Origin of the sequence: Candidatus Ruthia endofausta (genome assembly GCF_013342985.1) — a bacterium.
Lineage (GTDB): Bacteria > Pseudomonadota > Gammaproteobacteria > PS1 > Pseudothioglobaceae > Ruthia > Ruthia endofausta.
Genome location: NZ_CP054490.1, coordinates 845,113 through 871,805, shown reverse-complemented (window position 1 = coordinate 871,805; position 26,693 = coordinate 845,113). Strand labels below are relative to the sequence as shown.

The following is a 26,693-nucleotide window of genomic DNA, read 5'->3' as shown; positions in this document are numbered from 1 at the left end:
AGGATAAAGCGCCTTACCATCATCTGTTGGAATCATTTTTCTTGGTATTCTTTCAAATAACTTTGTACCAAGCATTGTCTCTAGAGAAGTAATCTGCTGACTAACGGTAGGCTGCGTAAAAAAAAGAAATCCTGAGGCACTTGTCACTGTGTATGAAACTACGGTACCATTCAAAGCTAACCATAAGTATATTTATACTAACGATGTATTTTAATTATAGTAACGAGTTGTGGCATAATGCTAAAAAATAAGCTGACAGAAATATGGCTAGAAGAGTATGTTGTTCCTTATCAATTTTTTATACAAGAAGGTCTTACGGTTGAGACTGCAAGTGTTGAGGATGGAACGGGTGCCTATTGATCCTCAAAGCAATCCAACATAAATTATCAGAAGTTAGTCTTGGTGATTATGATGCAGTATTTTCCCTGGGGAACACGGTACAATGTTTGATTTACCCAATAACCCTAACATCAATAAAACATCCTTCAACATTTTTATGGAGACAACAAAATCATTGCTGCAGTTTGTCATGGCCCAGCCTGTTTTATTGGCGCTACCTTAAAAAATGGAAAATCATTACTTGCTGGGCGTTCTATTACAGTATCTACAAACGAAGAAGAAATAGCGGCTGAGCAAGAAAAAAATATGCCATTCCTTTTAGAGGATGAGCTTCTTTAACGGTAGCCGTATCTGGTAATCTTTTTGGAGGTCTGCTTCGGGGGTGCTGGTGCTCTTCTACCTTCTTCTCCTTCGTTCCTTGAACGTGCTAAAGCCGCTTCGCGTAAGCGTCGGCTCAAATAATGTTATTCTCACTCTGGGGTCCTTTAGGCCTAACCCAGAGAGTGGGTAATAACTACTCTCCCTTCATATAGGAAATATTATGCAAAAACCAAAACCTACAATTTACGATGTTTACTCTGATGTTTACTCTGATCGTCCTGATACTTCTATTGCTAATTCGCAACCTTCTATGACTCATCAATCCTTTAAGGATGGTGCTGATATCAATATACTTGTTAAGTCTTTCCATACTACTGGAATTCTTGGGGATCCTTCCCTTACTGATCGTCCCGTTTATGGTGATTTTGCATCTTACCCTTCTTTTCAGCAGTCTATGGATGCAAAAGCTGATTCTTACTCTATGTTCGAATCTCTTTCTTCTGCTGTTCGTGATCATTTTAATAATAACTTAAATGATTTTCTTTCATGTGTTCATAGTGATGATTCTAGCGATCTTGAAATTCTTAACGATCTTGGCTTGATCGAGCATGCTACTTCACCTTCTAAAAAGGCAATTATGAACCCGTCTGTGGAGCCTATTCAAATGTAACTGGTCTAGGTGACACCAAAATGATTATTTCAGTATGTTTAGACTAATAAAAAAAAATTAAAAAGCATTTTTTCTTTAAAATAAAAATTATGGAGATTCTCTAATGCGTAAAAGATTTAAATTAAATCCTCGTCGTACTTTTTCTCCTACTGCTTTTCGGACTCATCCTTATAATCGTTCTCGTCCTCTTTCTCGAGGTTGGTATACGTCTATAGTGGCTTGTTTCCATCCACTAACTGCTTACTGTGATTATGACTCTACTGTTATCCATTTCAATTCTCCTCTTCCTTACGAGACTACACTTTTACTTCCGTGTGGTCAATGTATAGGTTGTAGACTGGAGCGTTCTCATCAATGGGCTATTCGCTGCATACATGAAGCTTCTCTTTATCCAGATAATTCTTTCATTACTCTTACTTACGATAATGACAATCTTCCTTCTAATCGCAGCTTAGATAAACGTCATTTTCAACTCTTTATGAAACCTCTTCGTAAGAAGTATTCTCATAAAAAGATTTGTTTCTATCATTGTGGTGAGTATGGCGATTTACATAAACGCCCTCACTATCATGCTATTCTCTTTAATCATCATTTCGAAGATCGAGTTCCTTTTTAAAAAAATAAAGATGGTACTTTTCTTTATATTTCTGAGATTCTTGAAACCCTTTGGGGAAAGGGTTTCACTACTGTTGGGTCTGTCACCTTTGAGTCCACTGCTTATGTGACTCCTTATGTTATGAAAAAGATTAATGGTCGTCGTAAGGACGACCATTATCGTTGTGTTGATGATGCTACTGGTGAAGTTTGGTCTCTTCTACCTGAATATAGTACTATGTCTTTAAAACCTGGTATTGGTTCTGGATGGTATGATAAATTTAAATCTGATGTTTATCCTGCTGACTCTATTGTTGTTCGTGGTAAGAAAATGCGTCCTCCTACATATTATGATCGTAAATACGAGCATGATATGCCTGCGGATTTTATGAATCTTAAGATCCTTCGTGAGGATAATGCTTATACTCTTGCTGATGATAATACTCCTGAGCGTCTTGCTGTTAAGGAAGAAGTTAAGCGTTCTCAAATATCCTCTCTTACTCGTTCTATAGTTTAATTAGCTTTCATTAATCAATTAAAAAAGGTGATAAAATGTTTTTATGTTTAGATTTTGGATGAATGTTTGACGGTGTTATTGTATTTTGGATTGCTTGGCACAAGTAAAAAATGCCAAAATGCTAAAAAATTGTTTTGGGGAAAATCCCTACTAGTTTTAAATCAATTGAGAAGATTCAATTTTGTGAGCAATAGGAAATAAATATGAAGTACTTACATACTATGATTAGAGTAACTGATCTTGATAAAACCTTGCAGTTTTATTGCGATGTTTTGGGTTTGATTGAAGTTAGCAGGAAAGATTATCCCCAAGAAGAGTTCACGCTTATTTTTTTGGCAGCAGATGAAGATGCCAACCATGCAAATCCACCATTAATTGAAATTACTCACAATTGGAATAAAGAAGAATATACCGGAGGGAGAAATTTCGGACACTTGGCATTTAGAGTAAAAAATATATATGAGACATGTAAGCGATTGATGGATGCGGATGTTGTTATTAATTTTCCGCCTAAAAATGGGCATATGGCTTTTGTGCGCTCACCTGATAATATATCAATTGAACTATTGCAAGAGGGTGATGCATTGGAAATACAAGAATCATGGGTTAACATGCCAATCATTGGTGAATGGTAAGTACTCATAATAGTTACTAATTAAGCGAGGTATAAGAGGTATAAGAGGTATAAAATGTTTGAAAGTAAACCACAGCGTATTTTTTATACGTTAGTAATGGCTTTTTCATGTCCGAGCTTATTTCTTTATTTATGGATTTAATAGATTTAGGCTTTAGTTTTAGCGTAATTTCTATTTGGATTAAGTCTTAGGTATAGTATTTCCTTTGATCTTGATATAAATAAGGATAAAGGAGGAGATAATGTCTAAAAATTATAAATGTTTTATAAAACTTCACTTATATTCTTAAGGTTATTGCTTGAACATAACGTTAAATGCACTCTTCTATTGCTAAAAGAAGCATTACTTGGCTAAAGAAATCATGATATTGAGCAGTAAAACTTATAGAGTGAGTAAGGATCTAAAAGCTATAATACGTAACTAAAAAGATAAGAAAAAATAAGTGGTTATTTAGAGGGTTTGATTAATAAATTGCACCTATACACTAGGATTTTTTGTCAGATTTTAAAAGTGGTGAAAATTCTAATCAGCAATATTTGCTTGAAATGATTGGATATTGTTGACACAATAATTAAGAGAAAATATGGTTGTTATTCCAGCAATAGATTTAAAAGATGGTCAATGTGTTCGTTTAAGACAAGGTTTGATGACCGATACGACAGTATTTTCTGATAACCCTGTTGAAATGGCGGCGCAGTGGGTAGAGCAAGGTACGCGCAGATTACACTTGGTGGATCTTAATGGTGCGTTTGAAGGCAAACCCGTCAATGCGGTTAGTGTGACTGAAATCGTATCAGCATTTCCTGATTTGCCAGTGCAAATTGGAGGTGGTATTCGTAATATGCAGATTGCGAATACTTATATCGAAGTGGGCATTAGTTATTTGATTATTGGTACGATGGCAGTAACAAACCCTGAGTTTGTATCTGAGTTGTGTCGTGAATTCCCTGGCAAGGTGATTGTGGGTTTGGATGCGAATGATGGTTTGGTGGCAACACAGGGTTGGGCGCAGCAAACGGATTTGAATGTGGTGGATTTATCGAAAAAATTTGAACAAGACGGGGTGAGTTCTATTGTTTATACAGATATTGCGTGTGATGGCATGATGCAGGGAGTGAATGTCAAAGCCACAGTTAATCTTGCTAAGCAAACCTCAATTCCCATTATTGCCTCGGGCGGAATTACTAATATGGAAGACATCTCTGGATTATTAGTTGAGGCACACTTTGGCATTATGGGGGCGATTACTGGACGGGCGATTTATGAAGGCACGCTTGATTTTAAACAAGCACAACAATTTTGCGATGCAAATTGAGGTTGCCTACGCTTTAAGAGATAAGCAGACTTTACTTGAGCTAGAAGTGAACGAAGGGGTGACTTTAAAGCAAGCGATTGAGGTATCTGGCATATTGGATATTTATCCGCAGGTTGATCTTATTAAAGACAAAACTGGTATTTTTGGTAAAATTGCCAAACTTGATACAATACTTAGAGACAAAGACCGAGTTGAGATTTATCGTCCACTGATTGCTGACCCTAAAGCAGTGCGCAAGGAGCGGGCTGCACAAGGTAAAAAGATGCGTGGCGGTAAGAAACTTGAACTTTGTTAAAATAGTGTTTTAAATCTACATAAACGTTAATGAACGAAAAACAACTCCTATCGAAATTCTCCTTTTTACAAAGACTTAAAAAACGCTGCCTGCATACGCCGCTACGCTCAGGTGATGAGCTTTTACAAGTACTCAAAGAAGCGGAGGAAAACCATGTCATTGATTCCCATTCTCGCTCAATTATTGAAGGTACGATGCAGCTTGAAAAACTAGAAGTGCGCGATGTAATGGTGCCAAAATCAAAAATGGTGATGATTGAGCATCAAGCAAGCACTAAAGAATTGCTTGATATTATGATTAAATCTTCACACTCTAGGTTTCCAATTATTAATAGCAATAAGAATAAAATTCAAGGTGTGATTTTAGCTAAGGATTTGCTTGAGTTTTTAGCAGGCGACCAAAAGTCTGAGTTTAATTATAAAGAGTATTTGCGAGATTCTATCCTTGTGCCAGAAAGCAAAACTCTTGGTGCATTGTTAAGAGATTTTCAACAAAAAAAATCACACATGGCAATTGTGATGGATGAGTATGGCGAAATTGCAGGTTTGATAACACTTGAAGATGTATTAGAACAAATTGTGGGTGAGATTGAAGATGAGCACGATTTAGAAGAAGATAACATTATTGATTTTGGTGAAGGTAGATTCTTACTCAAAGCCAACACCCCTATTGAAGAATTTGATGAGTTCTTTAGGGTGAAATTACAAGTCGAAAATATTGATACAGTAGCTGGCTTGGTCATTAAGGGCTTTACTCGTTTGCCTGAGCAGATGGATGAAATATCACTACAAGGCTTTGATTTTAAAATTTTAAAAACTGACTCTAGGCGCATTCATTTGCTTGAAGTAGAACGCTCGTTGGGTAGTGGTAATACTTAATGGATATTTTTATTAGTGTTTTTTTAATGGGATTATTAGGTGGTGTGCACTGCTTAGGTATGTGTGGTGGTGTGGTAGGTATGCTCAGTGCTGGGCTTGACCCCCAAGTGAGAGCCAATCCAAAAAAAGTAGTACTCTTTCATTTGAATTATAACCTTGGTAGAATTTTAAGCTATATGCTGATGGGGACTATTTTTGGCTTAATCGGCACTTTACTAGTACAAACATTACAAATGAATGTGTTTGATAAGGTTTTGCGAATATTTTCAGGTGTGTTGATGGTTATGGTAGGACTGTATATAGGAAATTGGTCATCCAGCATCCAAATATTAGAAAAATTTGGCACTAAACTTTGGGCAAAATTACAGCCACTAACTCAACAGTTTTTGCCAATCAGAAATCTTAGAAGTGCATTTTTTACTGGCTTATTATGGGGTGCTATTCCCTGTGGATTGGTTTATGGTGCGCTTAGTTTTGCTGTTTTGTCTGGCTCGATGCTTGAAGGTGGTTTAATTATGCTGGCATTTGGATTAGGGACATTACCAAGCCTGTTGTTAATGGCAAGTCTATCTACCCAATTGGGTCTTTTAATTCAAAAACCCTGGATTCGGCGTTTATCTGGCTTATTGATTATTGTATTGGGTATTATGGCATTGTGGATGCCGATTAAATCTATGATATTTGACACCATGCGTATGAATCATTCGCATGGTGTTATAAGCTTTTTCAAGCCTACAGATTTTGATTATTTAGTATAATTCTATCATGTCATCCTCATTAGAAAACACCGCGCAACTTGCTATTGATTTATTAAAAAAGCATGATATTACTGATTATGAAATTTCGTTAAGTTCGAGCTCTGGTATTTCTACTGCTGTCAGATTAGGTAAAGTTGAAACTTTAGAATATCACTTAGACAAGAGTTTTGATATTAATATTTATATGGGCAATAAAAAAGGACACGCATCCAGTCTTGATTTGAGCAGACAGAGCATTAGCAAAACTATTGAATCTGCTTGTCTAATTGCTAAATATACACAAAATGATGAGTTTAATGGTTTAGCACCAAAAGAATTAATGGCATTTAATCCACCTGATTTAGATTTGTACTATCCATGGAATCTAGATCCAAGTGATAGCATTGAATTGGCCATGCGTTGTGAAGCAAAAGCATTAGAACAAGAATATATTAACAACTCAGATGGTGCCGAACTATCAAGTTTTCAAGGCAAGGGTTTGTATGTAAACTCGCATGGCATGATGGCAGTACAAAAAGGTGCTAAGCATTCGCTTCATTGCTCCATTATCGCCAAACAAGGCAAAGATATGCAAACGGCTTATGAATATACATCAGCATTAGATAGTAATGATTTAGAACTACCAGAGGCTATCGGTCAAAAAGTGGCAAAGTTGGCCATTAATAAACTTGGTGCAAGATCACTGATCTCACAAAAATGTTCAGTTATCTTCACACCACGCTTGTCTGGTGGATTATTTGCACAATTAATGAGTGCATTAAGTGGCGCTCGTCAATATAAAAAATCAACATTTTTATTAGGCAGTATTGAGCAAAAGGTAATGCCTAGTGGCATTAGTTTATTAGAAAATCCATTGATTAAAAAAACTATTGGTGCTAAGCCCTTTGACCAAGATGGCGTGTTAAAAAGACGGCAATATTTTGTCAAAGATGGCCAAGTGCAAAGTTATATTATGGGACAATATTCAGCCAATCAACTAGGTCTTAAAACCACAGCAAATGCAGGTGGGATAAATAATGTGATGATTGAGCACGGATTCGAAGGTGGTCTTGATGAGATGATTAAAGACATGCACCAAGGCCTAGTAGTAACTGAGTTGATGGGACAAGGTGTAAATGACATAACAGGTGATTATTCTCGTGGTGCTTTGGGCTTTTGGGTGGATAATGGCAAAATTCAATATCCAGTGTCAGGCATTACAATTGCTGGCAACCTTAAAGAAATACTATTAGGCGTTGAGCGCATTGGTTCAGATATTGACCACCGTAGTAATATTAAAGTTGGTTCTGTTTTAGTGAATCAGATGACCATCGCAGGAGAGGCTTAATGCACGCTGAAAACAATTTGCAATACGACATTGCCATTATCGGCGGCAGCATGGTAGGACAAGCATTTGCTTTATCTATGATTAATAAAGGCTTAAAGATTGTTATTATTGAGCCTAACTGCCCCAATCCAGAATTACAAGATAAGCACCATACACGCGTTAGTGCAATTACGCCTAAATCAGAGGCACTTTTAAAAAATATTGGCGTGTGGGGATTAATTAAGCGTAAATATACGTTTACTGATACTCATGTCTGGGATCAAAATTCTCATGGTAGTTTAGATTTTCACAAAGAAGATGGGGGCGTTGATCAATTGGGCTATATTATTGAGAATGATGCCATACAATCTGCAATGTATGCGGCATTAGAAAAAGCCCATATTGAATTTATTCGTACAAAACTAACTGCCATTCATAAAATTGATGACGGCTATCAAGCTGATTTGGATAATAATCAGCAGGTAGCATGTAGTTTATTGATTGGTGCAGATGGTGCTAAATCAAACGTTAGAGAATTGGCAGACATTGAATACGTTGAGAATAATTACCAACAAAAAGCCATTGTTTGCAATATTGAATCATCGCAAAGTTTTCAAAATACAACCTGGCAACGCTTTTTGTCAGACAGTATTATTGCTTTACTGCCTTTAAGTGACACACAAGCATCTATTGTCTGGTCGGCAGAAAATCATTTAGCTAATGAACTTATGCAACTTTCAACTGAGAAGTTTGCTGACAAGCTTTCCCAAGGTGTTGAGTATAGATTTGGTCGATTTAAAGTTGTTAGCGATATTCAAGCTTTTCCACTTATTGAGCGTAGTGCACAAGATTATGTGCAAAATAATTTAGCATTAATTGGCGATGCCGCACACAACATCCACCCCCTTGCAGGTCAAGGCGTTAATTTAGGATTTTCTGATGTTGCAGAATTATCACAACAATTACAATCTAATAATAAATCTTTAGGCGATTATTTAGTGTTACGAAAATATGCTAGAACCAGAAGATTGGACAATGAACTCATGGCAAAAACCATGACTGGACTCAATTGGATTTATAAAGAAAATAACGAGCCACTTAGGTGGTTACGTGGTTTTGGTATGAATTTAATCAACGAAAGCTCGACTTTAAAGTCTTTCTTGCAAAAACAAGCTTCAGGCAATACACCGTTTAATATTTAATAGCTACTTGTAAAAAATCCACTAATTTTTCTTGTTATTCTAAATCCATTTTATTAAATTTCTCAGTCATTTTAAGTAGTTAAGTTTACTTGGTAAAAAATCCTACCTAAAATAAGACCCACCCCTGCATTAAACCCAGAAAAAACCCTCTAAACCAACCAAAAGACTCCTATGAATTAAATACCAATATTATAGTAATATACTATAACTATTAATTACTTATAAAAATATGCGTGTTATAACCACCCAAGAACAAGCTTTTGCTGATAGTGTTATCAACATACCAGATTCTCAGTTAGACACCATTAACAAAATCTATTTGATAAACTTTTGGGTAGTATCAATCTTATGCTTGAGAAGAATCAACTTAAACTCTCTAATGGCAAACATGTTTGTTGCTATGGATGCAATACTGATCCAAACGTGAAAAATACCCAACCTTAGAACCATTGTTAGCACTAATGGAAAAACATCAATTCAAGTCGAGTATTGGCCCAAGATGGTCGACAAAAAATCTTAGACAAGGTGTTTGATTTATTGCAAACTGATATGAGCAATACTTATCAAAGTAAAAATTTCCTTGCTGCACCACTTGCCATCAGCGCTGATGGTAGACAAAGTATTGATTTTTTTCTAGGTTATAAATCAGAAAGTTTTTATGCATTTATTGTTGGTACAGCAAGGCCTGGTAAAAGTGTATTTTTTAAAAACATCATTACCGAAATTGCTAAAAAATATACCAGTATTGATGAATACAACGCTTTAAACTCTAATAAACCAATCCCACATACAATATTAGTGATTGATGAAGTGTATAAATTATTTACAGGTGATTACTCTCAGCAAAAAGAAATTAATGATATTTTAGAAAACATTGTTAAGCAAGGTGAAGGTGGCGCTTTTGGCATTCATCTGATTTTATCAACTCAAGCAGTTGGATCATCAGGGATTAATTCTGCAATTATGGAGCACAAACTAGACTAAGAGTTTCATTTAGATTGAATGGCGAAAGTGAAGCATCTAAGATATTAAATTATGGCAATACAGAGGCACTATATTTAAACAACTATGAGTTAATTTATAATAATGATACGAGTAATATTAGTCACAATCTTAAATTCAGAAGTAACAAGCCACTTAATACCAAACAAGAAATTGTAGCAGTATTAAAAACTAGAGATAAGAGTCTGTGCTTAGTTCCAGAATTTATTCAAGTAGTGCAAGAAAACGATAAGACTGATGAAAAACCAAAACTCAACAGAAGGTTGATAATAAAGTAAAGTCTTTTATGAATGGATCATTTGAGGGCGATCATGAAAACATTTAACCTTAAAGACATCTCTTCGTATAATGACTACTTAATAGTTATTGAACATAACTATGATAATAAAGATTGAGATACAGCAACACAAAAAGACAAGCAAGATTATTATGATGAATATTTAGAAAAATACCCTGATGGTATTTATAGCGAGGAAGCACTATATAGAGTTCTTATATTAGAAGCAGACCGTCAGAATTGTTGAAAGCAGAAAAATTAGATATTATTGAGAGTTATCAGGAATTTTTAAATCAAGAAAAAATTGATTATTTAGATAGCAATAATGCGCATAGAGGTTATTTAACACAAGCAAAAGAAAAACTTAAGTTTTTAATTAATGATAAAAAATCTTGCATAAAACTAAATATTTCAAGAAGGGTATGGAGTTAGGAGACGATTATTCTCGTTTCAATTTAGCTGAAATGTATTTTCAGAATGTAGGTTTAATGTAATGATAAAATCTGTAATAGCATTGTTATTAATTTTTAAGGTTTCGAATTTTCTTGTTGCAAATGAAGCAGAGAGGTATATTAAAAATTCCTATCTGCTGAATGATTGTTGTAGTAAGTCGAAATATAGAATCTTGCCAAGCAAGTTGCCATTTAGAGTTAAGCAGCATGTTTTTGATGGGGGCTACCAAGTAGTCATTATTTTACTAGGCAATGCCGATATTTTGATGCAAGAGGTGCAACGGCTTTGATTGCCAATAATGCTGGTTTGATTATTAAACGCATTGATTTAGGCTCAACTGATTTAAGGTTTGTTAAACCAGATATTTTTTAGGTATTTAGTATTTGACAGTTATTATCAATCTAGTGCATTGTTTTTTTTTAATATATTGCATTAGGTAGCACCAAAAGACAGTTGGTTTATCTAAAAAATATCACTAGGAGTAATGACTGCATCAAGCGGTATATCCCATGTTTGGGTTTTTATTCTATCCACTCTTTGACAATCAAATGCCAAGCCATAAAGCTTTGGGTTTTTATAATTTTGTTGGCATTTTGTAAAAGCCAGTGTGCGGTCATAAAAGCCGCCACCCATGCCAATTCGGTTTTTGTTTTTATCAAAGCCTACCAGTGGCATGAAGATAATATTCATTTGTTTGGCATTTAAAATTTGGGTAGAAATAGGCTCTTTAATGCCAAATCGATTTTTTTTGAAATGCCTATTAACTTTTGAAAATTTAAGGATTTTATTATCTAATATTGGTAAACAGACACTAAAATCTTGTTTTTTTAAAAAGTTAGTGATATATTTAGTATCAATTTCACCATCGTTTGGTAGATAAATGGCAATTTTTTGTCCGCGTTTAAAAGTGGTTAATTCTTGTATTTGGGAGAATAAGCGTTTGGCGAATTTCTCTCGATTACTGTGACTAATAGCACGTCTTTTTTGTCTGAGTGTGAGTCTTAATGCTTGCATAATAAGAATTAAGACTTTTAAAAAAAGTCCATTGTGCCGTGTTGAAGAAAACCTGAACCATAAGGCTCAAGGCGGAAGTTTGAAGATTACCGCAGGCTTCCCATTTCAAGATGGGCTTGCTCAATAGTAAGCTATCGCATTTCCTGATGTATTTATTTATCGGCTCAGGGTATACCAATCACAAACACAACGGATAAATATTATTATCCTCTTTTTTCAGACGCTGTATTGAATTTTTTATAAAAAAATACATATCTGGAATGGATAAATTTTATTTTCAGGTTAGCAGTATGAGGGTTTTAACATGAAAGATTGGCGTAAAATTTATCCTATACTAATTGACCTTTATTATATTTTGAACACAACTAATTTTTCTTCATTGGATTTACATCCAGATTTATTTAAAAATTTAAACACCTTGGGCTATGATTCAATGATGCCTATTCAGCAGTTGAGTTTGCCAGCCATTCTATCTGGCAAAGATGTAATTGGACAAGGCAAGACAGGTTCGGGCAAAACGGCGGCATTTGGCTTGGGTTTGTTGCAAAAATTGGATATTAAATCGTTTAAAGTACAATCCATTGTTTTGTGTCCAACTCGTGAGTTGGCTAATCAGGTGGCAGTTGAAATTCAAAAACTTGCTAGAGCCATTCATAATATTAAGATTTTATCACTGTGTGGTGGCACGCCCTTTGGGCCACAAATCGGCTCATTAGCACATGGTATTCATATCGTGGTGGGTACGCCTGGGCGCATTGAAGAGCATTTGCGAAAAGGCACGCTTAAATTGAATCAGGTTAGTACATTGGTACTTGACGAGGCAGATCGTATGCTAGATATGGGTTTTCAAGAATCCATTGATAGTATTATTGAAACAATATCTGTCAATCGACAAACTTTATTATTTAGTGCGACTTATCCAGATACTATTGCCAGTATTGCGCAACGCGTGATGAAGTCCCCCGTTATGGTTAGAGCACCATCAATACACGAAGAATCGACTATTAAGCAATATTTTTACAAAATCAATACGGATGATGAGCGCATGACAGCTTTGAGGCTTTTATTGGCAAAATACAAGCCTGAATCTAGTTTAGTTTTTTGTAATACCAAGCGCGATGCGCAAGAAGTGACTGATGAGTTAATTTATTATGGATTTTACGCATTGGCAATGAGTGGCGATCTTGACCAACGAGAACGCGGCCAAGCATTGATTAGATTTTCTAATAAAAGCGTATCTGTTCTTGTGGCAACTGATGTAGCAGCTCGTGGTTTGGATATTGACTCACTCGATATGGTGATTAATTTTAACATTGCTCATGATGAGCAAGTCCATACACACCGCATTGGTCGTACTGGCAGAGCAGGTCGTACTGGCATTGCTTGTACTTTGTATAGTGATAGAGAAACTTACAAACTCAATGCGTTGGAGTTAGGTATTGGGAATGAGATTATTCCTGATTCACTACCAAGTGAGCATTACTTAAATAAACCCATTAAAAAACCACCCATGACAACCTTAAAGATAGATGGCGGTAAAAAACAAAAGTTACGCCCAGGTGACATTGTGGGTGGATTGACTGGGAAAGGGGGTGTTACTTTTGAGAAGATTGGTAAGATTAATATACTTAGCCATTGGTCTTATGTTGCGGTCAGTTCAGAATTGGTTAAAACTGCATTAAGAAAGATAAGTCATGATAAATTAAAAGGCAGGTCGTTTAAAGTAAGAATTCTTTCATAAATATTTAGCATTTAAGGATTGTCAATAGATTCAACGCTTAGTATTTCCCAATTATCTGTCTGATAGCTGACAAAATACCCGCTAAGGCGTTTTAATATTTGGGTTTTAATTTCATTGGGTAATTGAAACACTCGATTGCATTGAGGATAGTCACTTATGTTTTGATAATTATTGTCTGCAATAACCGCTTTTTTGGTTAGTTTGATATTAGAGAATGCACCTACCAACACTTCACTAATGAATTCAGGCTTAACCAAGGGATAATAACCCACTGAGTCATATTTTTTTATCATGTTCACCCAACCCTCTAGCGCTGTCTTTAAATCTTTAGTATTTTCATATTCCTGCGTAAGCGCATCAAGCTTACCACCAACGATGGACATTGTATTTATTTGTGGGTAGACCTTAATTTTTTTGACTGACATGGTTATTTTTCCAGTTAATGTTTAAAGTGACGCATGCCTGTCAATACCATTGCAATACCATACTCATTTACTGCTTTTATAACTTCGGCATCACGCATTGAGCCGCCTGGTTGAATAATGGCTTTAATGCCAGCTTGTGCTGCTGCGTCAATACCATCCCGAAATGGGAAAAAGGCATCGGATGCCATTACACAACCTTTAACAGTGAGAGATTCGTCAGCCGCCTTAATGCCAGCGATTTTAGCAGAGTAGACTCTAGACATTTGACCTGCACCAACACCAATGGTCATCTGGTTTTTAGTGTAAACAATGGCGTTTGATTTAACCGCTTTGGCGACTTTCCAAGCAAATAATAAATCTTTAACTTGGTTTTTAGTGGGTACTAAATTGCTGACACATTTAATATCATCTTCTGTGATAATACCCAAGTCCTTATCTTGTACTAACAAGCCACCAGTCACACGCTTATAATCTAGCGAAGGGTTTGCTGTGTTCAAATCGCCACATTTTAGTACACGTATATTTTGTTTGGCTGATAATACTTCTTTAGCATCATTATCAACATTAGGTGCAATAATGACTTCAACAAACTGACGCTCAATAATACGTTGTGCTGTCTTTTTGTCTAGGTTACGATTAAAAGCAATAGTGCCACCAAATGCCGAAGTTGGATCGGTTTTAAAAGCGTCATCGTAAGCATTAAAAATGTCAGCACGTACGGCAACACCACATGGATTAGCGTGCTTAACAATCACGCAACACGGCTCATCAAAACTGCGTGCGCACTCAAGCGCTGCATCTGCATCTGCCACATTATTGTATGACATCTCCTTACCTTGGCATTGCGTTGAGGATGCTACGCAGGCCTCAGTGATATTATTCTCAACATAGAATGCAGCATTTTGGTGTGGATTTTCCCCATAGCGCATTGATTGAATCTTGTTAAATTGCAGATTGATGGTATTAGAAAAACCATCTTCGCCTTTGCCTAAATAATTGGCAATAGCACCGTCATAAGCTGCTGTATGTTCAAATGTTTTAAGAGCTAGTTTGGTTCGAGTTTCAAGCGTGGTATTGCCTGATTTACTAATTTCACTCATGACTTTTTGATAATCCGCCCCATCTACCACGACTGTCACAGATGCATGATTTTTGGCACTCGATCTTAGCATTGCTGGGCCGCCAATATCAATATTTTCAATCGCATCTTCCAACGCGCAGTCAGTCCTAGCAATCGTTGCTTGGAATGGATAAAGGTTAACCACAACTAAATCAATTGGCTTAATGTCGTTTTCTATCATCACACCTTCATCAAGCCCACGGCGCGCTAGAATACCGCCATGAATTTTAGGATTAAGGGTTCTAACTCGACCTGCCATCATCTCAGGAAATCCTGTGTAGTCTGATACTTCAATGACTGGAATATGATGCTCATTCAACAGTTTGGCTGTGCCGCCTGTGGAAATAATTTCGATATTTTTATCTGCTAAAAATTGGGCAAAATCAATCAATCTAGTTTTATCAGAAACACTGATTAAGGCGCGTTGTATAGACATTTTATTCCTTTAAAATTTGACAGGTAGTTAAAAATAATTATAAAGTGTTAGAGTTTGTATCGTTGAATTTTTTTCTTTAATGTACCACGATTAATACTTTCGAATTGAGCTTGTACGAATCAATTTGGACTGACACAGACTAGCCTTTAATCATCTTTTTTGTTTTTTCTAGTAGGCGTTTTTGCTTGAGTTTGGATAAATAATCAACAAATAAAATACCCTTTAAATGATCCAGTTCATGCTGGATGCAAATAGCAAGTAGCCCGGTTGCTTGCAAGGTAAATACTTCACTTTTTTCGTTGAGCGCTTCAACTTTAATATGATTAGCGCGTTGTACTTCTGCTTGAAAATCTGGCACAGATAGGCAGCCTTCGGTGTGTGTTTCTTGCCCATCTTTTTCTTTAATTTTTGGGTTGATAAAATATAAAGGGTGTTGCCTTTTTGGCTGCTTGTATGAGTCATTTTGGCGATTTTTTAATAATAATTGATAGTCATTTTGTGAGTCCGGCACATCGATTACCACTACTTGTAAATGTCGGTCAACTTGAGTGGCAGCTAAGCCAATACCATCTTTAGCATACATGGTTTCAAACATATCTTTGATTAAATTTTGTATGGTTTCATCAACCGAGTCCACGTGTTTGGCTTTGATTCTTAGGCGTTTATCGGGGTAGTTTAGAATGGGTAGAATCATGATTCTTTAATGACAGTGTTAGTTGCTTGTTGTGCTTGTTGTGGATGGTCTTCATTGTAATGCAATCCTCTGCTTTCTGTTCTGGAAATTGCAGATTGAACAATTAATTGTGCGGTTTGAACAAGGTTTCTTAGCTCAATTAAATCACTAGAGATTAAATAAAGTTTGTAGTAATCGTCTACTTCTGCTTGAATTTGATCTAGGCGGTGCTGTGCATATTTTAGGCGTTTATTAGAGCGCACAATGCCAACAAAATTCCACATAATACGGCGAATTTCATCCCATAGGTGGGATACCACCACTTTTTCTTTTGAAAGCGCCACTCTAGAGGCATCCCACTGGCTAAATTTTTTATGCGTTAATGTTGTTGATTGTTGATTGATATGATTGGCACAAGATTTGGCAAATACCACGCATTCTAACAAAGAATTACTCGCCATACGATTAGCACCATGCACACCTGTGTATGCCACCTCGCCAACGGCATATAGATTGTCCACATTGGTTTGACCATTGAGATTAGTTTGCACACCACCACAAGTGTAATGCGCTGCAGGTACAACAGGAATGGCATCTATAGCGATATCAATACCAAGTGATTGACACTTTTTATAAATGGTTGGGAAGTGTTGCTTAATCCAATTTTTGTCTTTAAATGAAATGTCTAAATAAACACAATCAAGCCCATAGATTTTTATTTGTGCATCAATTGCACGAGCAACAATATCACGAGGTGCAAGCTCCTCTCGACCATCAAATTCATGCATAAAAGCTTTACCATTTGGTAAAACCAGCTTACCACCTTCACCACGAAGCGCCTCGGTAATTAAAAAAGATTTTGCATGTGGATGGTAAAGGCAAGTAGGGTGGAATTGGGTAAATTCCATATTGGTAATAATACATTTTGCTCGATACGCCATGGCAATACCATCACCTGTTGAGGTATCTGGATTAGAGGTATAAAGATAAGCCTTTGATGCCCCACCTGTGGCAATAATGGTTTTATGGGAAATAAAACTTTCAACTTGGTGAGTATTTTTATTAAGAATATAAGCGCCATGGCAGTCGTGGGATTTGATTAATAAATCAATGGCAATATAGTTTTCAAAAAGCGTTATGTTATTTTTTGCTTTAACGCTTTTGAACAAATTAATTTGGATTGATTGTCCTGTTTTATCAGCAACATGCGCTACTCTTCTATGGCTATGACCACCTTCAGTGGTTAAGTGGTAATTATCTTTATCTTTAGTAAATTCAACACCTGAGTGTTCTAATGAGGCAATGGCTTTAGGTGCATTTTCAACCATAAAGCGGATGGCAGTTTTATCGCCTAAGCCTTTTGCAGTTGATAAGGTATCTTGCACGTGTGTGGTGAAATTATCATTTATATCTAGCACGGCAGATATACCGCCTTGTGCATAGTATGAACTACCTTCCAATAGTTTGTCTTTGGCAATCAATGCAATACTTAAATCACCTGATAACTGTAGTGCACTCATTAATCCTGCACTGCCTGTACCAATGATTAAAACGTCAAAATGATGTTGTTTTGGCATAGGTATTAACGATAAATGAATACTGTTGGCATAATCCCTTTTTAATTCGTTGGCGTCTTATGGGTTGATTTTTGGTTTTACCATTAGTATTAATTTAGGCAGTAGGGTTAAATTAGCAAGTAGCGCACTGAGCATTGCAATGGCAGTAAATACGCCAAAGTAAATACTGGGTATAAAGTTTGATAAGGCTAAAATTAAAAAGCCCATTGTTACCGTAATTGACGTATAAAACATTGCCAAACCAATACTAGCATGAGAGCGATACATCGTTGCCATATAGTCCTTATCTTTTTTAAATTCATCTTTAAAACGATGAATGTAATGAATAGCATTATCAACACCAATGCCAATAGCAATTGCTGAAATGGTGATGGTCATTAAATCCAATGGGATATTTAATAACCCCATAATGCCAAGAATAAAAAGCGACGGCAAAGTGTTTGGAATCAGTGCAAGAATAGATAAACTAATCGATTTGAAAATAAACAAAAACATGATAAAAATCATCACAAATACCACAGCAATGGTCTCGATTTGCGACTCAAATAAACTTTGTAGCATATTGTTATACAAAATTAACATGCCACTTAAATGAAAACTGTCTGGCTTAAATCCAAGATTAGTAGAAATATGGCGTTGGATTTTATCAATCAATTCACCACGTTTTAATTCTTTATTAGTTTCTCGAATGCGGATAACTATTCTGAGTTGCCCGTTGTCCTCAGACAAATAAGGGTATAACACTTGCGTTTTAGCGCTTTCAGGTAGTTGAAAACGGATAATATTTAAGAAAAATCCATTAAGTGCCTCATTATTGTTGGCTTGGGTTAAGAGTTGCATTAGGGTGTCAATTGACAAAACCTTACCAGTTTCTTGCAAAGAATCAAGATATTGATGAACTTCATGTATCTCATCACGCAAATCTTCATCAAACCAATAGTCCTCTGCTAAATCATCAAAAATAATTTCCAGTGGAATAGTACCACCCAATTTTTTATCAATTAAGGTTAGCCCTTGATTAATTTCTGTGTCTTTTTTAAAATAATCAATAAAACGGTTCTCAACACTAAGTTTACTAACTCCAAACCCAGCACCTATGACAAATATTATCAATACCACTAACAAGTGATGGCCAAATTTTTCCACAAATTTGGCCAGTGAAGTGGTGACGCTTAGTTCGGTTTTGTGTTTTTCAATTTTTGCTTTTGGTAATAAACTCATGATCATCGGAAAAGCAAGAAATGATAATATTAGGGCAATGGTGACACCAATTGACATCATCCAACCAAAATCAATCACGGGTCTAATGCCACTAATAAGCAAAGAGCCAAAAGCCACAAACGTGGTTAAAGTTGTAAAAAGACAAGGCTTAAACATTTGTGACAAAGTATCTTTAATAAGCTGATTCGAGTCAAGTTCTGGATTGAGTTGGGCAATTTCTCTATACCTAACTACAAGATGAATAACCACAGAAAGTGTCATCACCAGTAATAATGAGAAAAAGTTAGATGAAATAACGGTAACTTTCCAGCCTAAATAAGCTAAAACACCTGTCATGATAAGTGCACTGACAATGCTGATGCCAATTGGCATAATGACCCAGCGAATGCTTTTGAAAATAATCGCTAAAATTAGACTCATAAGCCCAATAACTGCCAAGCTAAATATAATCAAATCGCTACTAATATAAGCCACAATATCAGTGGTTATCATAGGCAAACCACCCAAGAATAAATGGGCTTTGTCTGAATATCGGCTAATAGTGGTTCGAATTTGGGCAATTGTTTGCGCTTGTAATTTGCTCTGAGCAGTAGCATTCTTTAAAATTTGCTTTTCGATAATTTTAAGTTTTAATTGCTGGTCATCTGACAATTTATTATTAGCCCTTTGAATACGCATTTTGTCACGACTTTCACGTAATTCTTTAAACTTCTGATTGTCTCTTAGAGCGACTAAAACAGCAGTTGTTTTGCCGTCTTTGCTGACTAAATTATTAGCATATAAAGGTGAATTTTTAAATTCATCATTGGCTAAAGCCAAATTAGCATTACCATTATCAATACTAATACTTTCGCCAGTTAAATCTATTAAAGATAAGGGAGGGGATCTAAAGAGTGGCACGTCTAAAATAGTCGTCACCGATTTGACTTGATTAATTTTGGCTAAATCTTGTCTAAATTTTTTAAGATGGTTGAGTTGCGTAGGCGCTAATAAATTGTCTTCAACCTGATAGGAAATGACTAAATAATCATCAGACCCATAATTTTTTTTAATACTTTGGTAGTAAGATAGATTTTTATCACCTTCTAGCACTAAAGAATCTGAGGAGGCATCTAGTTGAAAATCAGGAATTTGAGCAATAAAAAATACAGCAACCAGCAACAAAAGTGTCAGTCCTAATAAGGCTTTTTTCAGAACAAAGTTAAAAAACACATTCATGATTTAAAACTCAAAACTGGCCGATGATTCTAACCCTTGCATGGTATCTAATTGTGTTTCAAATAAGGATTTTGTATCCCATTTATGCTCACTGATGCGAGTAATTAATTTTGCACTCATGATATTGCCAGCACCTTCAATCACAAAGATTCTACCGCCTATATTTAATAAGTGAAAGTAACGACCTGTAATCTTAGGCACCGAACTACCAACAATAACCACATCAAAAAAGTCATCAGAATGCCAACCCTTTGAGGCATCCCCTACTTTTAAATTAACATTATCAACTCCTAAAGCATTGATTTTTCTTTGGGCGCTATGACTAAGCACCTCATCAATTTCAATACTGGTTACAGATTTACATAATTTTGACAGAACTGCTGTTAAATAGCCACTACCCGTACCTACTTCTAGTACAGTCTCATGTTTTTGAATATTAAGCGCATCTAGTAAGCGTCCTTCAATCTTCGGAAAAAGCATTTTCGCTTTATCAGTCAGTGGAATTTCAATATCTGCGAATGTAAGATTTTTATATTTCTCTGGTACGAAATTTTCTCTTGGCGTATCTTTAAGTGCATTATTAGCAATATAATTTAACCCACCCCAAGGACGAATTTGTTGCTCAATGACGTTTTTTCTTGCTTGTCTTGTATTCATAACTTCTCCCTATTTTTTCTTTTTCGGCAGTAATAAATCTGTAATTGTACCCTGTGCCATTTCAGTTGCAAAGGCGGTGGTTTCACTTAAGGTTGGGTGGGCGTGGATGGTGAGTGCGATGTCATCCATATTACAGCCCATTTCAATGGCAAGTGTTGCTTCAGCAATCAACTCACCTGCATTAGTACCGCAAATACCCATGCCTAAGATTCTACCTATTTTTGCATCAAACAATCCTTTGGTCATACCTTCAGACCTGCCAATACTTAAACTACGGCCTGAAGCTGCCCAAGGGAATATGCCTTTTTTATAAGCAATGCCTTCAGCTTTGAGTTCTTTTTCGGTTTTGCCTGTCCAAGCGACTTCTGGATCGGTGTAGGCAACGGACGGGATGGTGAGGGCATCAAAGCCTGATTTATGCCCACAAATGACTTCTGCTGCGACTTTGGCCTCGTGTACGGCTTTGTGGGCGAGCATGGGTTGTCCGACAATATCACCAATGGCGTAGATGTTTTGAACGTTGGTTTTCATTTGTTTGTCTGTGGGGATAAAACCCCAATCGTTGATTTTAACGCCTGCTTTTTCGCAATCGATTAATTTACCATTAGGAGTGCGGCCGATGGCGACTAACACTTTATCAAAGGTGTCAAATTCTGGGGCGTTTTTGCCTTCAAAGCCGACTTTGATGCCTTTGTCTAGTGCTTCCATGCTGGTTACTTTGGTGTTTAAAAAGATACCAGCGTATTGCTTTTTAATGCGCCTAAATAGTGGATTGACAATATCTTTGTCAGCGCTGGCAATGAGTTGATCTGATAATTCAACAATTGATATTTCACTACCTAGTGCATGATATACCGTTGCCATTTCTAGACCGATAATACCACCACCAACAACAAGCAAGCGTTTGGGTATGTTGGTTAGGTCTAATGCATCTGTTGAGTCCATTACGCGATCATCATCAAATGGAAAGGTGGAAATTTTGGTAACACGTGAACCTGCGGCGATAATACATTGTTCAAATTCAATGATATCGTTGCTATGTCCGATTGCAAGTTGATTGGCTGAGATAAATTTTCCATAACCTGTTATAATATTAACCTTTCTTGCCTTTGCCAAGGCTTTAATGCCCCCTGTTAATTTGGCGATAATGTTGGTTTTATTTGTGCGTACGTCATCAATGTTAATGTCTGGTTCATTGAATGTAACACCTGAATGTGAGATTTCTTTTGCCTCGTTGATGATTTGAGCTGTGTGAAGAAGTACTTTAGAAGGAATACAGCCAACATTTAGGCATACACCACCTAAAGTGTCATAACGCTCAATTAACGTAACTTTTTTGCCTAAATCAGCCGCTCGAAATGCAGCTGTATAACCACCAGAGCCAGAACCAATCACAACAACTTGAGTTTTTATCATCATACAATTCCCTTCATATCTCGCAAAGTATTATTCAGTTCTGCCATAAATCGTCCACCTTGTGCACCATCAATCACGCGGTGGTCGTAGGATAATGCCAGTGGCAATGTTAAAGTGGGGATGAAATTTTTACCATCCCAAATGGGTTTGAAATACGAGCGTGATACACCTAAAATAGCCACCTCTGGCGCATTAACAATGGGGGTAAATTGTGTACCGCCAATACCACCTAAACTGGAAATGGTTAAACCTGAACCTTGCATACTAGCAGGTTCTAGCTTGCCTTCTCGTGCGTTTTTTGAAATTTCAAAGAGTTCTTTAGCTAAATCAATTAAGGATTTTTGTTCAACATCACGAATAACTGGCACAACCAAACCTTTTGGTGTATCCATTGCAATACCTAGGTTGAAATACTTTTTAATAATCAAGTTTTCACCTGATTCATCAAGTGAGGCATTAAAACGTGGATGGTTTTGTAGCGTTCGAACCAGTGCTTTCATGATAAAAACTAGAGGAGTAAGTTTAACATCGTTGGCTTTTTGTTTTTGTCGGTACACTTCCATTTGATTAATATTGACTTCGTCAAATTGGGTAACGTGGGGGATGTTTAGCCAGCAGACGGTCAAATGTTTGCCTGATAGTTTATTAATTCTAGATAGCACTAGTGTTTCAGTGTCACCAAATTTAGAAAAATCAATCAGTGGTGTTTTGGGAATGGCAATGCCCAAATTATCAGAGGTCATTATTTGTTTAACATAGCCTTTAAGGTCGACATCTAAAATCCTCCCTTTTTGTCCTGTGCCAGTGACAGATGATAAATCAATACCCAATTCTCTAGCCAGTTTACGAATAGAAGGTGAGGCGTGTGAATTGCCTTTGGGCAGTGTTGAAACTGTTTGGTTAGTGTTTGTTGTTACGGATATTGGCGTGCTAGAGGTTGGTGTCGGTGGGGGCAGTACTAAGCTTTCTGTTTTAGTTTCGGCAGGTGTTTTTGGTGCTTTTTCTACATCCATACTTTCAATATTAAGAATTAATGCACCTAGAGAAATTTTATCGCCTAGTGCAACATTAATATCAATGACCGTGCCTGCAACTGGTGTTGGGATTTCCATCGAAGCTTTATCGCTTTCTAAAGTGATTATGCTATCTTCTACAGACAGCTCATCACCTACATTGACTAAAATTTCAATCACTTCAATCTCGTTAAAATCACCAATATCAGGCACAACAACGGGTAGGATTTGTGGTTTAAAATGTTCGGTTTCGGCGCTTTGGTTAGTATTTTGAAAGTCATCATCTTCATTTTCAACGCTCAGAATGACATCATCCTGTTTAATTTTGTCGCCAATATTGATTTCAATTTTTGTGACAATGCCTGAAAAAGGGCTTGGAATTTCCATCGAGGCTTTATCGCTTTCTAGGGTAATTATGCTGTCATCAATGTTTATTTTATCGCCAATATTCACTAAAATCTCAATTATCTCAACTTCATTAAAATCACCAATATCAGGCAATGCTATATTTTTTATGCTCGTCATAAGTTTTGCATGTTTAGAAAACAATTTAAAGTGGGTAATTATCGCAAAAATAGCTAATAAAAGGGGATAAATGTTAAAATGTTTTGATTTTTTATTCTATATTTTTTTATAGGTTATATTTATTATGTCGGCTGCACTACTCATTCAAGGTTTAAAAAAAACCTACGCCAATCAATTGGAGGCACTAAGAGGTCTCGATTTTTGCGTTGAGCAGGGTGATTTTTTTATATTATTGGGTAAGTAATGGTGCAAGGAAAAACAACAGTTATTGGTATTATTTTCGGGCTGCTGCCTAATAAAACTTCAGGCAATATTGAGCTTTGATCAAAACAGCCATGCTAATCAGGTGAAAAAAATGATTGGATTAATGCCACAAGAGTTTAATTTAAATCTTTTTGAACCTGTTGAAGAAATTTTGATTAATCAGGCGGGTTACTTTGTCGTAATATCGCTATTTTAAATGTGAACGCTTAGATGATTATTCATTACGAGTTACATTAGCCTTAGATGTTAACATCACCAATTATATTGCGAAACTTGAGTATGTAGGGTGTTAATGTGAATCATATTCCTAGTATATAAAATCGTTTAGAAATCTTATTTTTATGTCTAACCAATAAGGGAGTGCAATGTGAATTACTTATAAGACTATTGTTGTTAAGAAGGTTCTACGATTACCTTGCATTTGGGTGCATTATATTTTTCCACCATCATAACAGCGTCATTATATTTGTTGATTTTTTGGTGGTGTCATACGCTGTTTTGTAGTCGGATGAGGAGTTTTTATTGTTGTTTGGTTTTTTATTGATTTTGAAATAGTAGACAGTATGCTCATCGTGTTAATTATCTTTTTACTCACTTCAGTTTTGTTTTCACTGGCAGGGTTTATTAATGCCGTATTTGCTCAATCGTTTGATGACATCTCTATTGTTCCGACTTTCATTTTGATGCCCATGACTTATCTTGGCGGTATGTTTTATAGTGTGAAGATATTGCCAAAATTTTGGCAAGATATGTCTAAATTTAACCCAATTTATTATATGGTTGATAGTTTTATTGAGTATGATTGCTATATTAGCAATATTTACTTTTTATCTACTTAAATATCAAGGCTTAGTTAAGCAGGTTAACTCTAGAAAGAGGATTATTAAGAGAATAGTGCTAATCTACAGATTAGCACTATAAATTGTTGAAGAACGGATTATTTTAAAGATTTCTTCTTCCTCGCTTTTTTCACTTTCTTTTTAGAATAGCGCTCTATTTTCTTATTGTTGTCTTTTTTATTTTTCTTAATTTTTTTGACTAATTTTTTATTCTGCGCATCCAGCACTTTTTTTAATTTTGCTATTTTGTTAACAGCTTTTTGAGCTTTTTCAATCGCAATTAAAGTTTCAATTTCTGCTTTTCTGGCGATTTGTATAGCGGCTTTTAGTTGTTTTTTTTTATTTGACATTAAATATCCTCCTTATTTTTATATAAATTACTTACACTTCCAATAATTTTCGAGTCTGACTCGAAAATTATTTTAGTATCTTTATTAAGATAATTTAGATGATAAAGAAAGTGCCTAATACAATTGATTCTCGCACGTTTTTTATCATCTGACTTTACAACAATCCAAGGTGAGTCAGCGGTGTTAGTATAAAAGAACATGTCTTTTCTAGCCTTGGTATATTGATCCCACTTGGTTAATGATTGTAAATCTATTCCACTTAATTTCCATCTTTTTAAAGGGTCATTTTTACGTAAGTGAAAACGCCTTAACTGTTCCTGACGACTGACAGAGAACCAATATTTGAAGAGCATAAAACCGTCATTAACCAACATGCGTTCTAATAAAGGTGCTTGCCGCATAAATTCAAGATATTCTGAATTTTTGCAAAAGCCCATAACACGTTCTACGCCGGCCCTATTATACCAAGAACGATCAAATAGTACTATTTCCCCATTGGTAGGAAAATGTTTAATGTAGCGCTGAAAATACCACTGTCCTAACTCTACTCTTGATGGTTTTTCTAGTGCAATAACACGTGCGGCACGTGGATTGAGGTGTTCCATGAAACGTTTAATTGTGCCACCTTTGCCAGCTGCATCACGACCTTCAAACAATAAGATAATTCTTTTGTTATGATTTTTAATCCAATCTTGCGCTTTTAGTAGTTCAGTTTGAAGTAAATATTTTTCATTTTCGTACTCCTCAACGCTCATTTTTTTAGCGTAAGGATAATCGCCTGCTATTTTTGATAAGCTTAACAATGTATTGCCAGACATGACATTGTTTTTATGCATAACATACTTATTGTTTTGTAATTTTTTTATCTTATTTTTAGCGTCTTTTTTACTAAATTTTTTTCTTATTGACATACTATTGTAGTGTGTAAATTAATAAAAACTAAGTGAATTGTAATGAAATCTATACTATCATATATTTATAATGAATGCACTGTTTTATTTGTTTATGATAGATCAAGTGCTGAGTTTTGAGCGCTAATTGATTTTATTTTCTTGCTTGTTAAGCAGCCTTTTAATGTTACTTTGATGAGTGTAAAAAATCCATAAACAGATTAAGGTAATGACGTAAGTAGAAGCTAAATTATTAGTAATTAGATAAAAATAAATTGGCGTGAGTGCAGTAGCGATTAGTGCTGAGAGTGATGAAATTTTCAGTACTTTTGCCACAAAAACCCAAGTGATGATAAAGCCAAACCCAGTAAGATAACTAAGAGCAAGCAAAGCGCCTAAAAAAGTCGCAACCCCTTTTCCACCTTTCAAGCCAAAGAGGATGGGATATACATGGCCTAAAAATACCACCAAAACAACCCAAGTAATATTAAACATGTTAAAGGCTAGGTAGTGGGCGATTAATACTGGGATTGCACCTTTGAGCCCATCACCAATGAGTGTGATTGCGGCCGCTTTTTTGCCGCCAATGCGTAATACATTAGTTGCGCCTGGGTTGTTTGACCCTTGAGTTCTAGGATCGGGTAGATTAAGCATTTTACAAATAATAATTGCTGTTGAAATTGAGCCGATTAGATAACTAATGAGAAGAAGAATGGCAAAGGGTAACTCAGGTAACATGATGCTTTCTTAGT

General features: G+C 35.9%; 29 protein-coding genes, 1 other RNA gene and 1 pseudogene. 17 read left to right on the top strand and 14 right to left on the bottom strand.

Translation table 11 applies throughout. From position 1 onward, the window contains the following. Positions 1-72 precede the first annotated feature (72 nt). Positions 73-147: pseudogene (locus HUE58_RS07395) on the bottom strand (hypothetical protein); the annotation flags it as partial. Between the two features lie 733 nt (positions 148-880). On the opposite strand from HUE58_RS07395, the gene HUE58_RS04945 reads away from it, so the two are divergent. From HUE58_RS04945 to HUE58_RS04880, 15 genes are all read left to right on the top strand, one after another. After that, entirely contained in the window at positions 881-1,330 is a 450-nt protein-coding gene (locus tag HUE58_RS04945) for a hypothetical protein (protein ID WP_174605903.1), read from the top strand. Between the two features lie 103 nt (positions 1,331-1,433). After that, the gene (locus HUE58_RS07390) at positions 1,434-1,946 is read left to right on the top strand and encodes a rolling circle replication-associated protein (RefSeq protein WP_422851467.1); all 513 of its coding nucleotides are present in this window, start codon (positions 1,434-1,436) and stop codon (positions 1,944-1,946) included. 120 nt (positions 1,947-2,066) lie between these two features. After that, complete coding sequence (locus tag HUE58_RS04940; RefSeq protein ID WP_174605902.1) at positions 2,067-2,441, top strand: hypothetical protein; 375 nt, start codon at positions 2,067-2,069, stop codon at positions 2,439-2,441. Positions 2,442-2,644: 203 nt separating this feature from the next. Then, positions 2,645-3,076 carry a VOC family protein gene (locus HUE58_RS04935; RefSeq protein WP_174605901.1) on the top strand — a complete coding sequence of 144 codons (432 nt, stop codon included), beginning with the start codon at positions 2,645-2,647 and terminating at the stop codon, positions 3,074-3,076. A 583-nt stretch (positions 3,077-3,659) separates the two neighbouring features. After that, positions 3,660-4,391, top strand: a complete 732-nt coding sequence (gene hisA / locus HUE58_RS04930) for a 1-(5-phosphoribosyl)-5-[(5-phosphoribosylamino)methylideneamino]imidazole-4-carboxamide isomerase (protein WP_174605900.1) — start codon at positions 3,660-3,662, stop codon at positions 4,389-4,391. Further along, positions 4,381-4,686 (top strand): RnfH family protein, encoded by a 306-nt coding sequence (locus HUE58_RS04925; protein WP_174605899.1) that lies wholly within the window; start codon positions 4,381-4,383, stop codon positions 4,684-4,686. The genes hisA and HUE58_RS04925 overlap by 11 nt, the downstream gene beginning before the upstream one ends. Before the next feature lie 29 nt (positions 4,687-4,715). Beyond that, positions 4,716-5,564 (top strand): CorC family transporter, encoded by an 849-nt coding sequence (locus HUE58_RS04920; protein ID WP_174605898.1) that lies wholly within the window; start codon positions 4,716-4,718, stop codon positions 5,562-5,564. After that, positions 5,564-6,322 (top strand): sulfite exporter TauE/SafE family protein, encoded by a 759-nt coding sequence (locus tag HUE58_RS04915; RefSeq protein ID WP_174605897.1) that lies wholly within the window; start codon positions 5,564-5,566, stop codon positions 6,320-6,322. The genes HUE58_RS04920 and HUE58_RS04915 overlap by 1 nt, the downstream gene beginning before the upstream one ends. Positions 6,323-6,329: 7 nt before the next feature. Then, complete coding sequence (gene pmbA / locus HUE58_RS04910) at positions 6,330-7,649, top strand: metalloprotease PmbA (protein ID WP_174605896.1); 1,320 nt, start codon at positions 6,330-6,332, stop codon at positions 7,647-7,649. Beyond that, complete coding sequence (locus HUE58_RS04905; protein WP_174605895.1) at positions 7,649-8,830, top strand: UbiH/UbiF/VisC/COQ6 family ubiquinone biosynthesis hydroxylase; 1,182 nt, start codon at positions 7,649-7,651, stop codon at positions 8,828-8,830. The genes pmbA and HUE58_RS04905 overlap by 1 nt, the downstream gene beginning before the upstream one ends. Before the next feature lie 229 nt (positions 8,831-9,059). After that, complete coding sequence (locus HUE58_RS04900) at positions 9,060-9,257, top strand: hypothetical protein (RefSeq protein ID WP_174605894.1); 198 nt, start codon at positions 9,060-9,062, stop codon at positions 9,255-9,257. 62 nt (positions 9,258-9,319) lie between these two features. Then, positions 9,320-9,814, top strand: a complete 495-nt coding sequence (locus HUE58_RS04895) for a hypothetical protein (protein ID WP_174605893.1) — start codon at positions 9,320-9,322, stop codon at positions 9,812-9,814. A 14-nt stretch (positions 9,815-9,828) separates the two neighbouring features. After that, entirely contained in the window at positions 9,829-10,110 is a 282-nt protein-coding gene (locus tag HUE58_RS04890) for a hypothetical protein (RefSeq protein WP_174605892.1), read from the top strand. A gap of 242 nt (positions 10,111-10,352) precedes the next feature. Beyond that, positions 10,353-10,541, top strand: a complete 189-nt coding sequence (locus tag HUE58_RS04885; RefSeq protein WP_174605891.1) for a hypothetical protein — start codon at positions 10,353-10,355, stop codon at positions 10,539-10,541. A gap of 61 nt (positions 10,542-10,602) precedes the next feature. After that, positions 10,603-10,851 (top strand): hypothetical protein, encoded by a 249-nt coding sequence (locus HUE58_RS04880; protein ID WP_174605890.1) that lies wholly within the window; start codon positions 10,603-10,605, stop codon positions 10,849-10,851. A gap of 173 nt (positions 10,852-11,024) precedes the next feature. Here the strand turns inward: HUE58_RS04880 and HUE58_RS04875 are convergent, their stop codons facing one another. Beyond that, positions 11,025-11,576 carry a 5-formyltetrahydrofolate cyclo-ligase gene (locus HUE58_RS04875; RefSeq protein WP_174605889.1) on the bottom strand — a complete coding sequence of 184 codons (552 nt, stop codon included), beginning with the start codon at positions 11,574-11,576 and terminating at the stop codon, positions 11,025-11,027. 21 nt (positions 11,577-11,597) lie between these two features. Further along, positions 11,598-11,775, bottom strand: a non-coding RNA gene (gene ssrS, locus HUE58_RS04870) — 6S RNA. A 156-nt stretch (positions 11,776-11,931) separates the two neighbouring features. Here ssrS and dbpA point away from each other — a divergent pair. Then, entirely contained in the window at positions 11,932-13,317 is a 1,386-nt protein-coding gene (gene dbpA / locus HUE58_RS04865) for an ATP-dependent RNA helicase DbpA (protein ID WP_174606245.1), read from the top strand. Positions 13,318-13,328: 11 nt separating this feature from the next. Here the strand turns inward: dbpA and HUE58_RS04860 are convergent, their stop codons facing one another. The 8 genes from HUE58_RS04860 to HUE58_RS04825 all read right to left on the bottom strand — a co-directional run bounded on the left by HUE58_RS04860 (position 13,329) and on the right by HUE58_RS04825 (position 23,598). Continuing rightward, positions 13,329-13,742, bottom strand: a complete 414-nt coding sequence (locus tag HUE58_RS04860) for a hypothetical protein (RefSeq protein WP_174605888.1) — start codon at positions 13,740-13,742, stop codon at positions 13,329-13,331. A 14-nt stretch (positions 13,743-13,756) separates the two neighbouring features. Beyond that, the gene (gene purH, locus HUE58_RS04855) at positions 13,757-15,298 is read right to left on the bottom strand and encodes a bifunctional phosphoribosylaminoimidazolecarboxamide formyltransferase/IMP cyclohydrolase (protein WP_174605887.1); all 1,542 of its coding nucleotides are present in this window, start codon (positions 15,296-15,298) and stop codon (positions 13,757-13,759) included. 139 nt (positions 15,299-15,437) lie between these two features. After that, positions 15,438-15,995, bottom strand: coding sequence for a peptide deformylase (gene def / locus HUE58_RS04850; RefSeq protein WP_174606244.1), 558 nt, complete (start codon positions 15,993-15,995; stop codon positions 15,438-15,440). Further along, on the bottom strand, positions 15,989-17,548 hold the full coding sequence (nadB, locus tag HUE58_RS04845; RefSeq protein ID WP_174605886.1) for an L-aspartate oxidase: 1,560 nt from the start codon (positions 17,546-17,548) through the stop codon (positions 15,989-15,991). Before nadB ends, def begins: the two co-directional genes overlap by 7 nt. 57 nt (positions 17,549-17,605) lie before the next feature. Beyond that, positions 17,606-19,987: an efflux RND transporter permease subunit gene (locus HUE58_RS04840; protein WP_174605885.1), complete on the bottom strand. Its 2,382-nt coding sequence runs from the start codon at positions 19,985-19,987 to the stop codon at positions 17,606-17,608. A 3-nt stretch (positions 19,988-19,990) separates the two neighbouring features. Further along, a complete protein-coding gene (locus tag HUE58_RS04835) occupies positions 19,991-20,644 on the bottom strand; it encodes a protein-L-isoaspartate O-methyltransferase family protein (RefSeq protein ID WP_174605884.1) in 654 nt (217 codons plus the stop codon). Positions 20,645-20,653: 9 nt separating this feature from the next. Continuing rightward, positions 20,654-22,060 (bottom strand): dihydrolipoyl dehydrogenase, encoded by a 1,407-nt coding sequence (gene lpdA / locus HUE58_RS04830; RefSeq protein WP_174606243.1) that lies wholly within the window; start codon positions 22,058-22,060, stop codon positions 20,654-20,656. Beyond that, positions 22,060-23,598 carry a dihydrolipoyllysine-residue acetyltransferase gene (locus HUE58_RS04825; RefSeq protein WP_174605883.1) on the bottom strand — a complete coding sequence of 513 codons (1,539 nt, stop codon included), beginning with the start codon at positions 23,596-23,598 and terminating at the stop codon, positions 22,060-22,062. Before HUE58_RS04825 ends, lpdA begins: the two co-directional genes overlap by 1 nt. A gap of 827 nt (positions 23,599-24,425) precedes the next feature. Here HUE58_RS04825 and HUE58_RS04820 point away from each other — a divergent pair. Further along, positions 24,426-24,701 (top strand): ABC transporter permease, encoded by a 276-nt coding sequence (locus tag HUE58_RS04820; protein ID WP_246260763.1) that lies wholly within the window; start codon positions 24,426-24,428, stop codon positions 24,699-24,701. Between the two features lie 98 nt (positions 24,702-24,799). Here HUE58_RS04820 and HUE58_RS04815 read toward each other — a convergent pair whose 3' ends face one another. From HUE58_RS04815 to plsY, 3 genes are all read right to left on the bottom strand, one after another. Beyond that, positions 24,800-25,051, bottom strand: coding sequence for a hypothetical protein (locus tag HUE58_RS04815; RefSeq protein ID WP_174605882.1), 252 nt, complete (start codon positions 25,049-25,051; stop codon positions 24,800-24,802). After that, entirely contained in the window at positions 25,051-25,887 is an 837-nt protein-coding gene (gene ppk2, locus HUE58_RS04810; protein ID WP_246260865.1) for a polyphosphate kinase 2, read from the bottom strand. The genes HUE58_RS04815 and ppk2 overlap by 1 nt, the downstream gene beginning before the upstream one ends. A 198-nt stretch (positions 25,888-26,085) precedes the next feature. After that, positions 26,086-26,679, bottom strand: coding sequence for a glycerol-3-phosphate 1-O-acyltransferase PlsY (gene plsY, locus HUE58_RS04805; RefSeq protein ID WP_174605880.1), 594 nt, complete (start codon positions 26,677-26,679; stop codon positions 26,086-26,088). Positions 26,680-26,693 lie beyond the last annotated feature (14 nt).

Bases quoted from the DNA above. Each gene is read 5' to 3' on its own strand.
- HUE58_RS04945 (WP_174605903.1), top strand. From the start codon at position 881: ATGCAAAAACCAAAACCTACAATTTACGATGTTTACTCTGATGTTTAC.
- HUE58_RS07390 (WP_422851467.1), top strand. From the start codon at position 1,434: ATGCGTAAAAGATTTAAATTAAATCCTCGTCGTACTTTTTCTCCTACT.
- HUE58_RS04940 (WP_174605902.1), top strand. From the start codon at position 2,067: ATGAAAAAGATTAATGGTCGTCGTAAGGACGACCATTATCGTTGTGTT.
- HUE58_RS04935 (WP_174605901.1), top strand. From the start codon at position 2,645: ATGAAGTACTTACATACTATGATTAGAGTAACTGATCTTGATAAAACC.
- hisA (WP_174605900.1), top strand. From the start codon at position 3,660: ATGGTTGTTATTCCAGCAATAGATTTAAAAGATGGTCAATGTGTTCGT.
- HUE58_RS04925 (WP_174605899.1), top strand. From the start codon at position 4,381: ATGCAAATTGAGGTTGCCTACGCTTTAAGAGATAAGCAGACTTTACTT.
- HUE58_RS04920 (WP_174605898.1), top strand. From the start codon at position 4,716: ATGAACGAAAAACAACTCCTATCGAAATTCTCCTTTTTACAAAGACTT.
- HUE58_RS04915 (WP_174605897.1), top strand. From the start codon at position 5,564: ATGGATATTTTTATTAGTGTTTTTTTAATGGGATTATTAGGTGGTGTG.
- pmbA (WP_174605896.1), top strand. From the start codon at position 6,330: ATGTCATCCTCATTAGAAAACACCGCGCAACTTGCTATTGATTTATTA.
- HUE58_RS04905 (WP_174605895.1), top strand. From the start codon at position 7,649: ATGCACGCTGAAAACAATTTGCAATACGACATTGCCATTATCGGCGGC.
- HUE58_RS04900 (WP_174605894.1), top strand. From the start codon at position 9,060: ATGCGTGTTATAACCACCCAAGAACAAGCTTTTGCTGATAGTGTTATC.
- HUE58_RS04880 (WP_174605890.1), top strand. From the start codon at position 10,603: ATGATAAAATCTGTAATAGCATTGTTATTAATTTTTAAGGTTTCGAAT.
- HUE58_RS04875 (WP_174605889.1), bottom strand. From the start codon at position 11,576: ATGCAAGCATTAAGACTCACACTCAGACAAAAAAGACGTGCTATTAGT.
- HUE58_RS04860 (WP_174605888.1), bottom strand. From the start codon at position 13,742: ATGTCAGTCAAAAAAATTAAGGTCTACCCACAAATAAATACAATGTCC.
- purH (WP_174605887.1), bottom strand. From the start codon at position 15,298: ATGTCTATACAACGCGCCTTAATCAGTGTTTCTGATAAAACTAGATTG.
- nadB (WP_174605886.1), bottom strand. From the start codon at position 17,548: ATGCCAAAACAACATCATTTTGACGTTTTAATCATTGGTACAGGCAGT.
- HUE58_RS04840 (WP_174605885.1), bottom strand. From the start codon at position 19,987: ATGAATGTGTTTTTTAACTTTGTTCTGAAAAAAGCCTTATTAGGACTG.
- HUE58_RS04835 (WP_174605884.1), bottom strand. From the start codon at position 20,644: ATGAATACAAGACAAGCAAGAAAAAACGTCATTGAGCAACAAATTCGT.
- lpdA (WP_174606243.1), bottom strand. From the start codon at position 22,060: ATGATAAAAACTCAAGTTGTTGTGATTGGTTCTGGCTCTGGTGGTTAT.
- HUE58_RS04825 (WP_174605883.1), bottom strand. From the start codon at position 23,598: ATGACGAGCATAAAAAATATAGCATTGCCTGATATTGGTGATTTTAAT.
- HUE58_RS04820 (WP_246260763.1), top strand. From the start codon at position 24,426: ATGCTCATCGTGTTAATTATCTTTTTACTCACTTCAGTTTTGTTTTCA.
- HUE58_RS04815 (WP_174605882.1), bottom strand. From the start codon at position 25,051: ATGTCAAATAAAAAAAAACAACTAAAAGCCGCTATACAAATCGCCAGA.
- ppk2 (WP_246260865.1), bottom strand. From the start codon at position 25,887: ATGCATAAAAACAATGTCATGTCTGGCAATACATTGTTAAGCTTATCA.
- plsY (WP_174605880.1), bottom strand. From the start codon at position 26,679: ATGTTACCTGAGTTACCCTTTGCCATTCTTCTTCTCATTAGTTATCTA.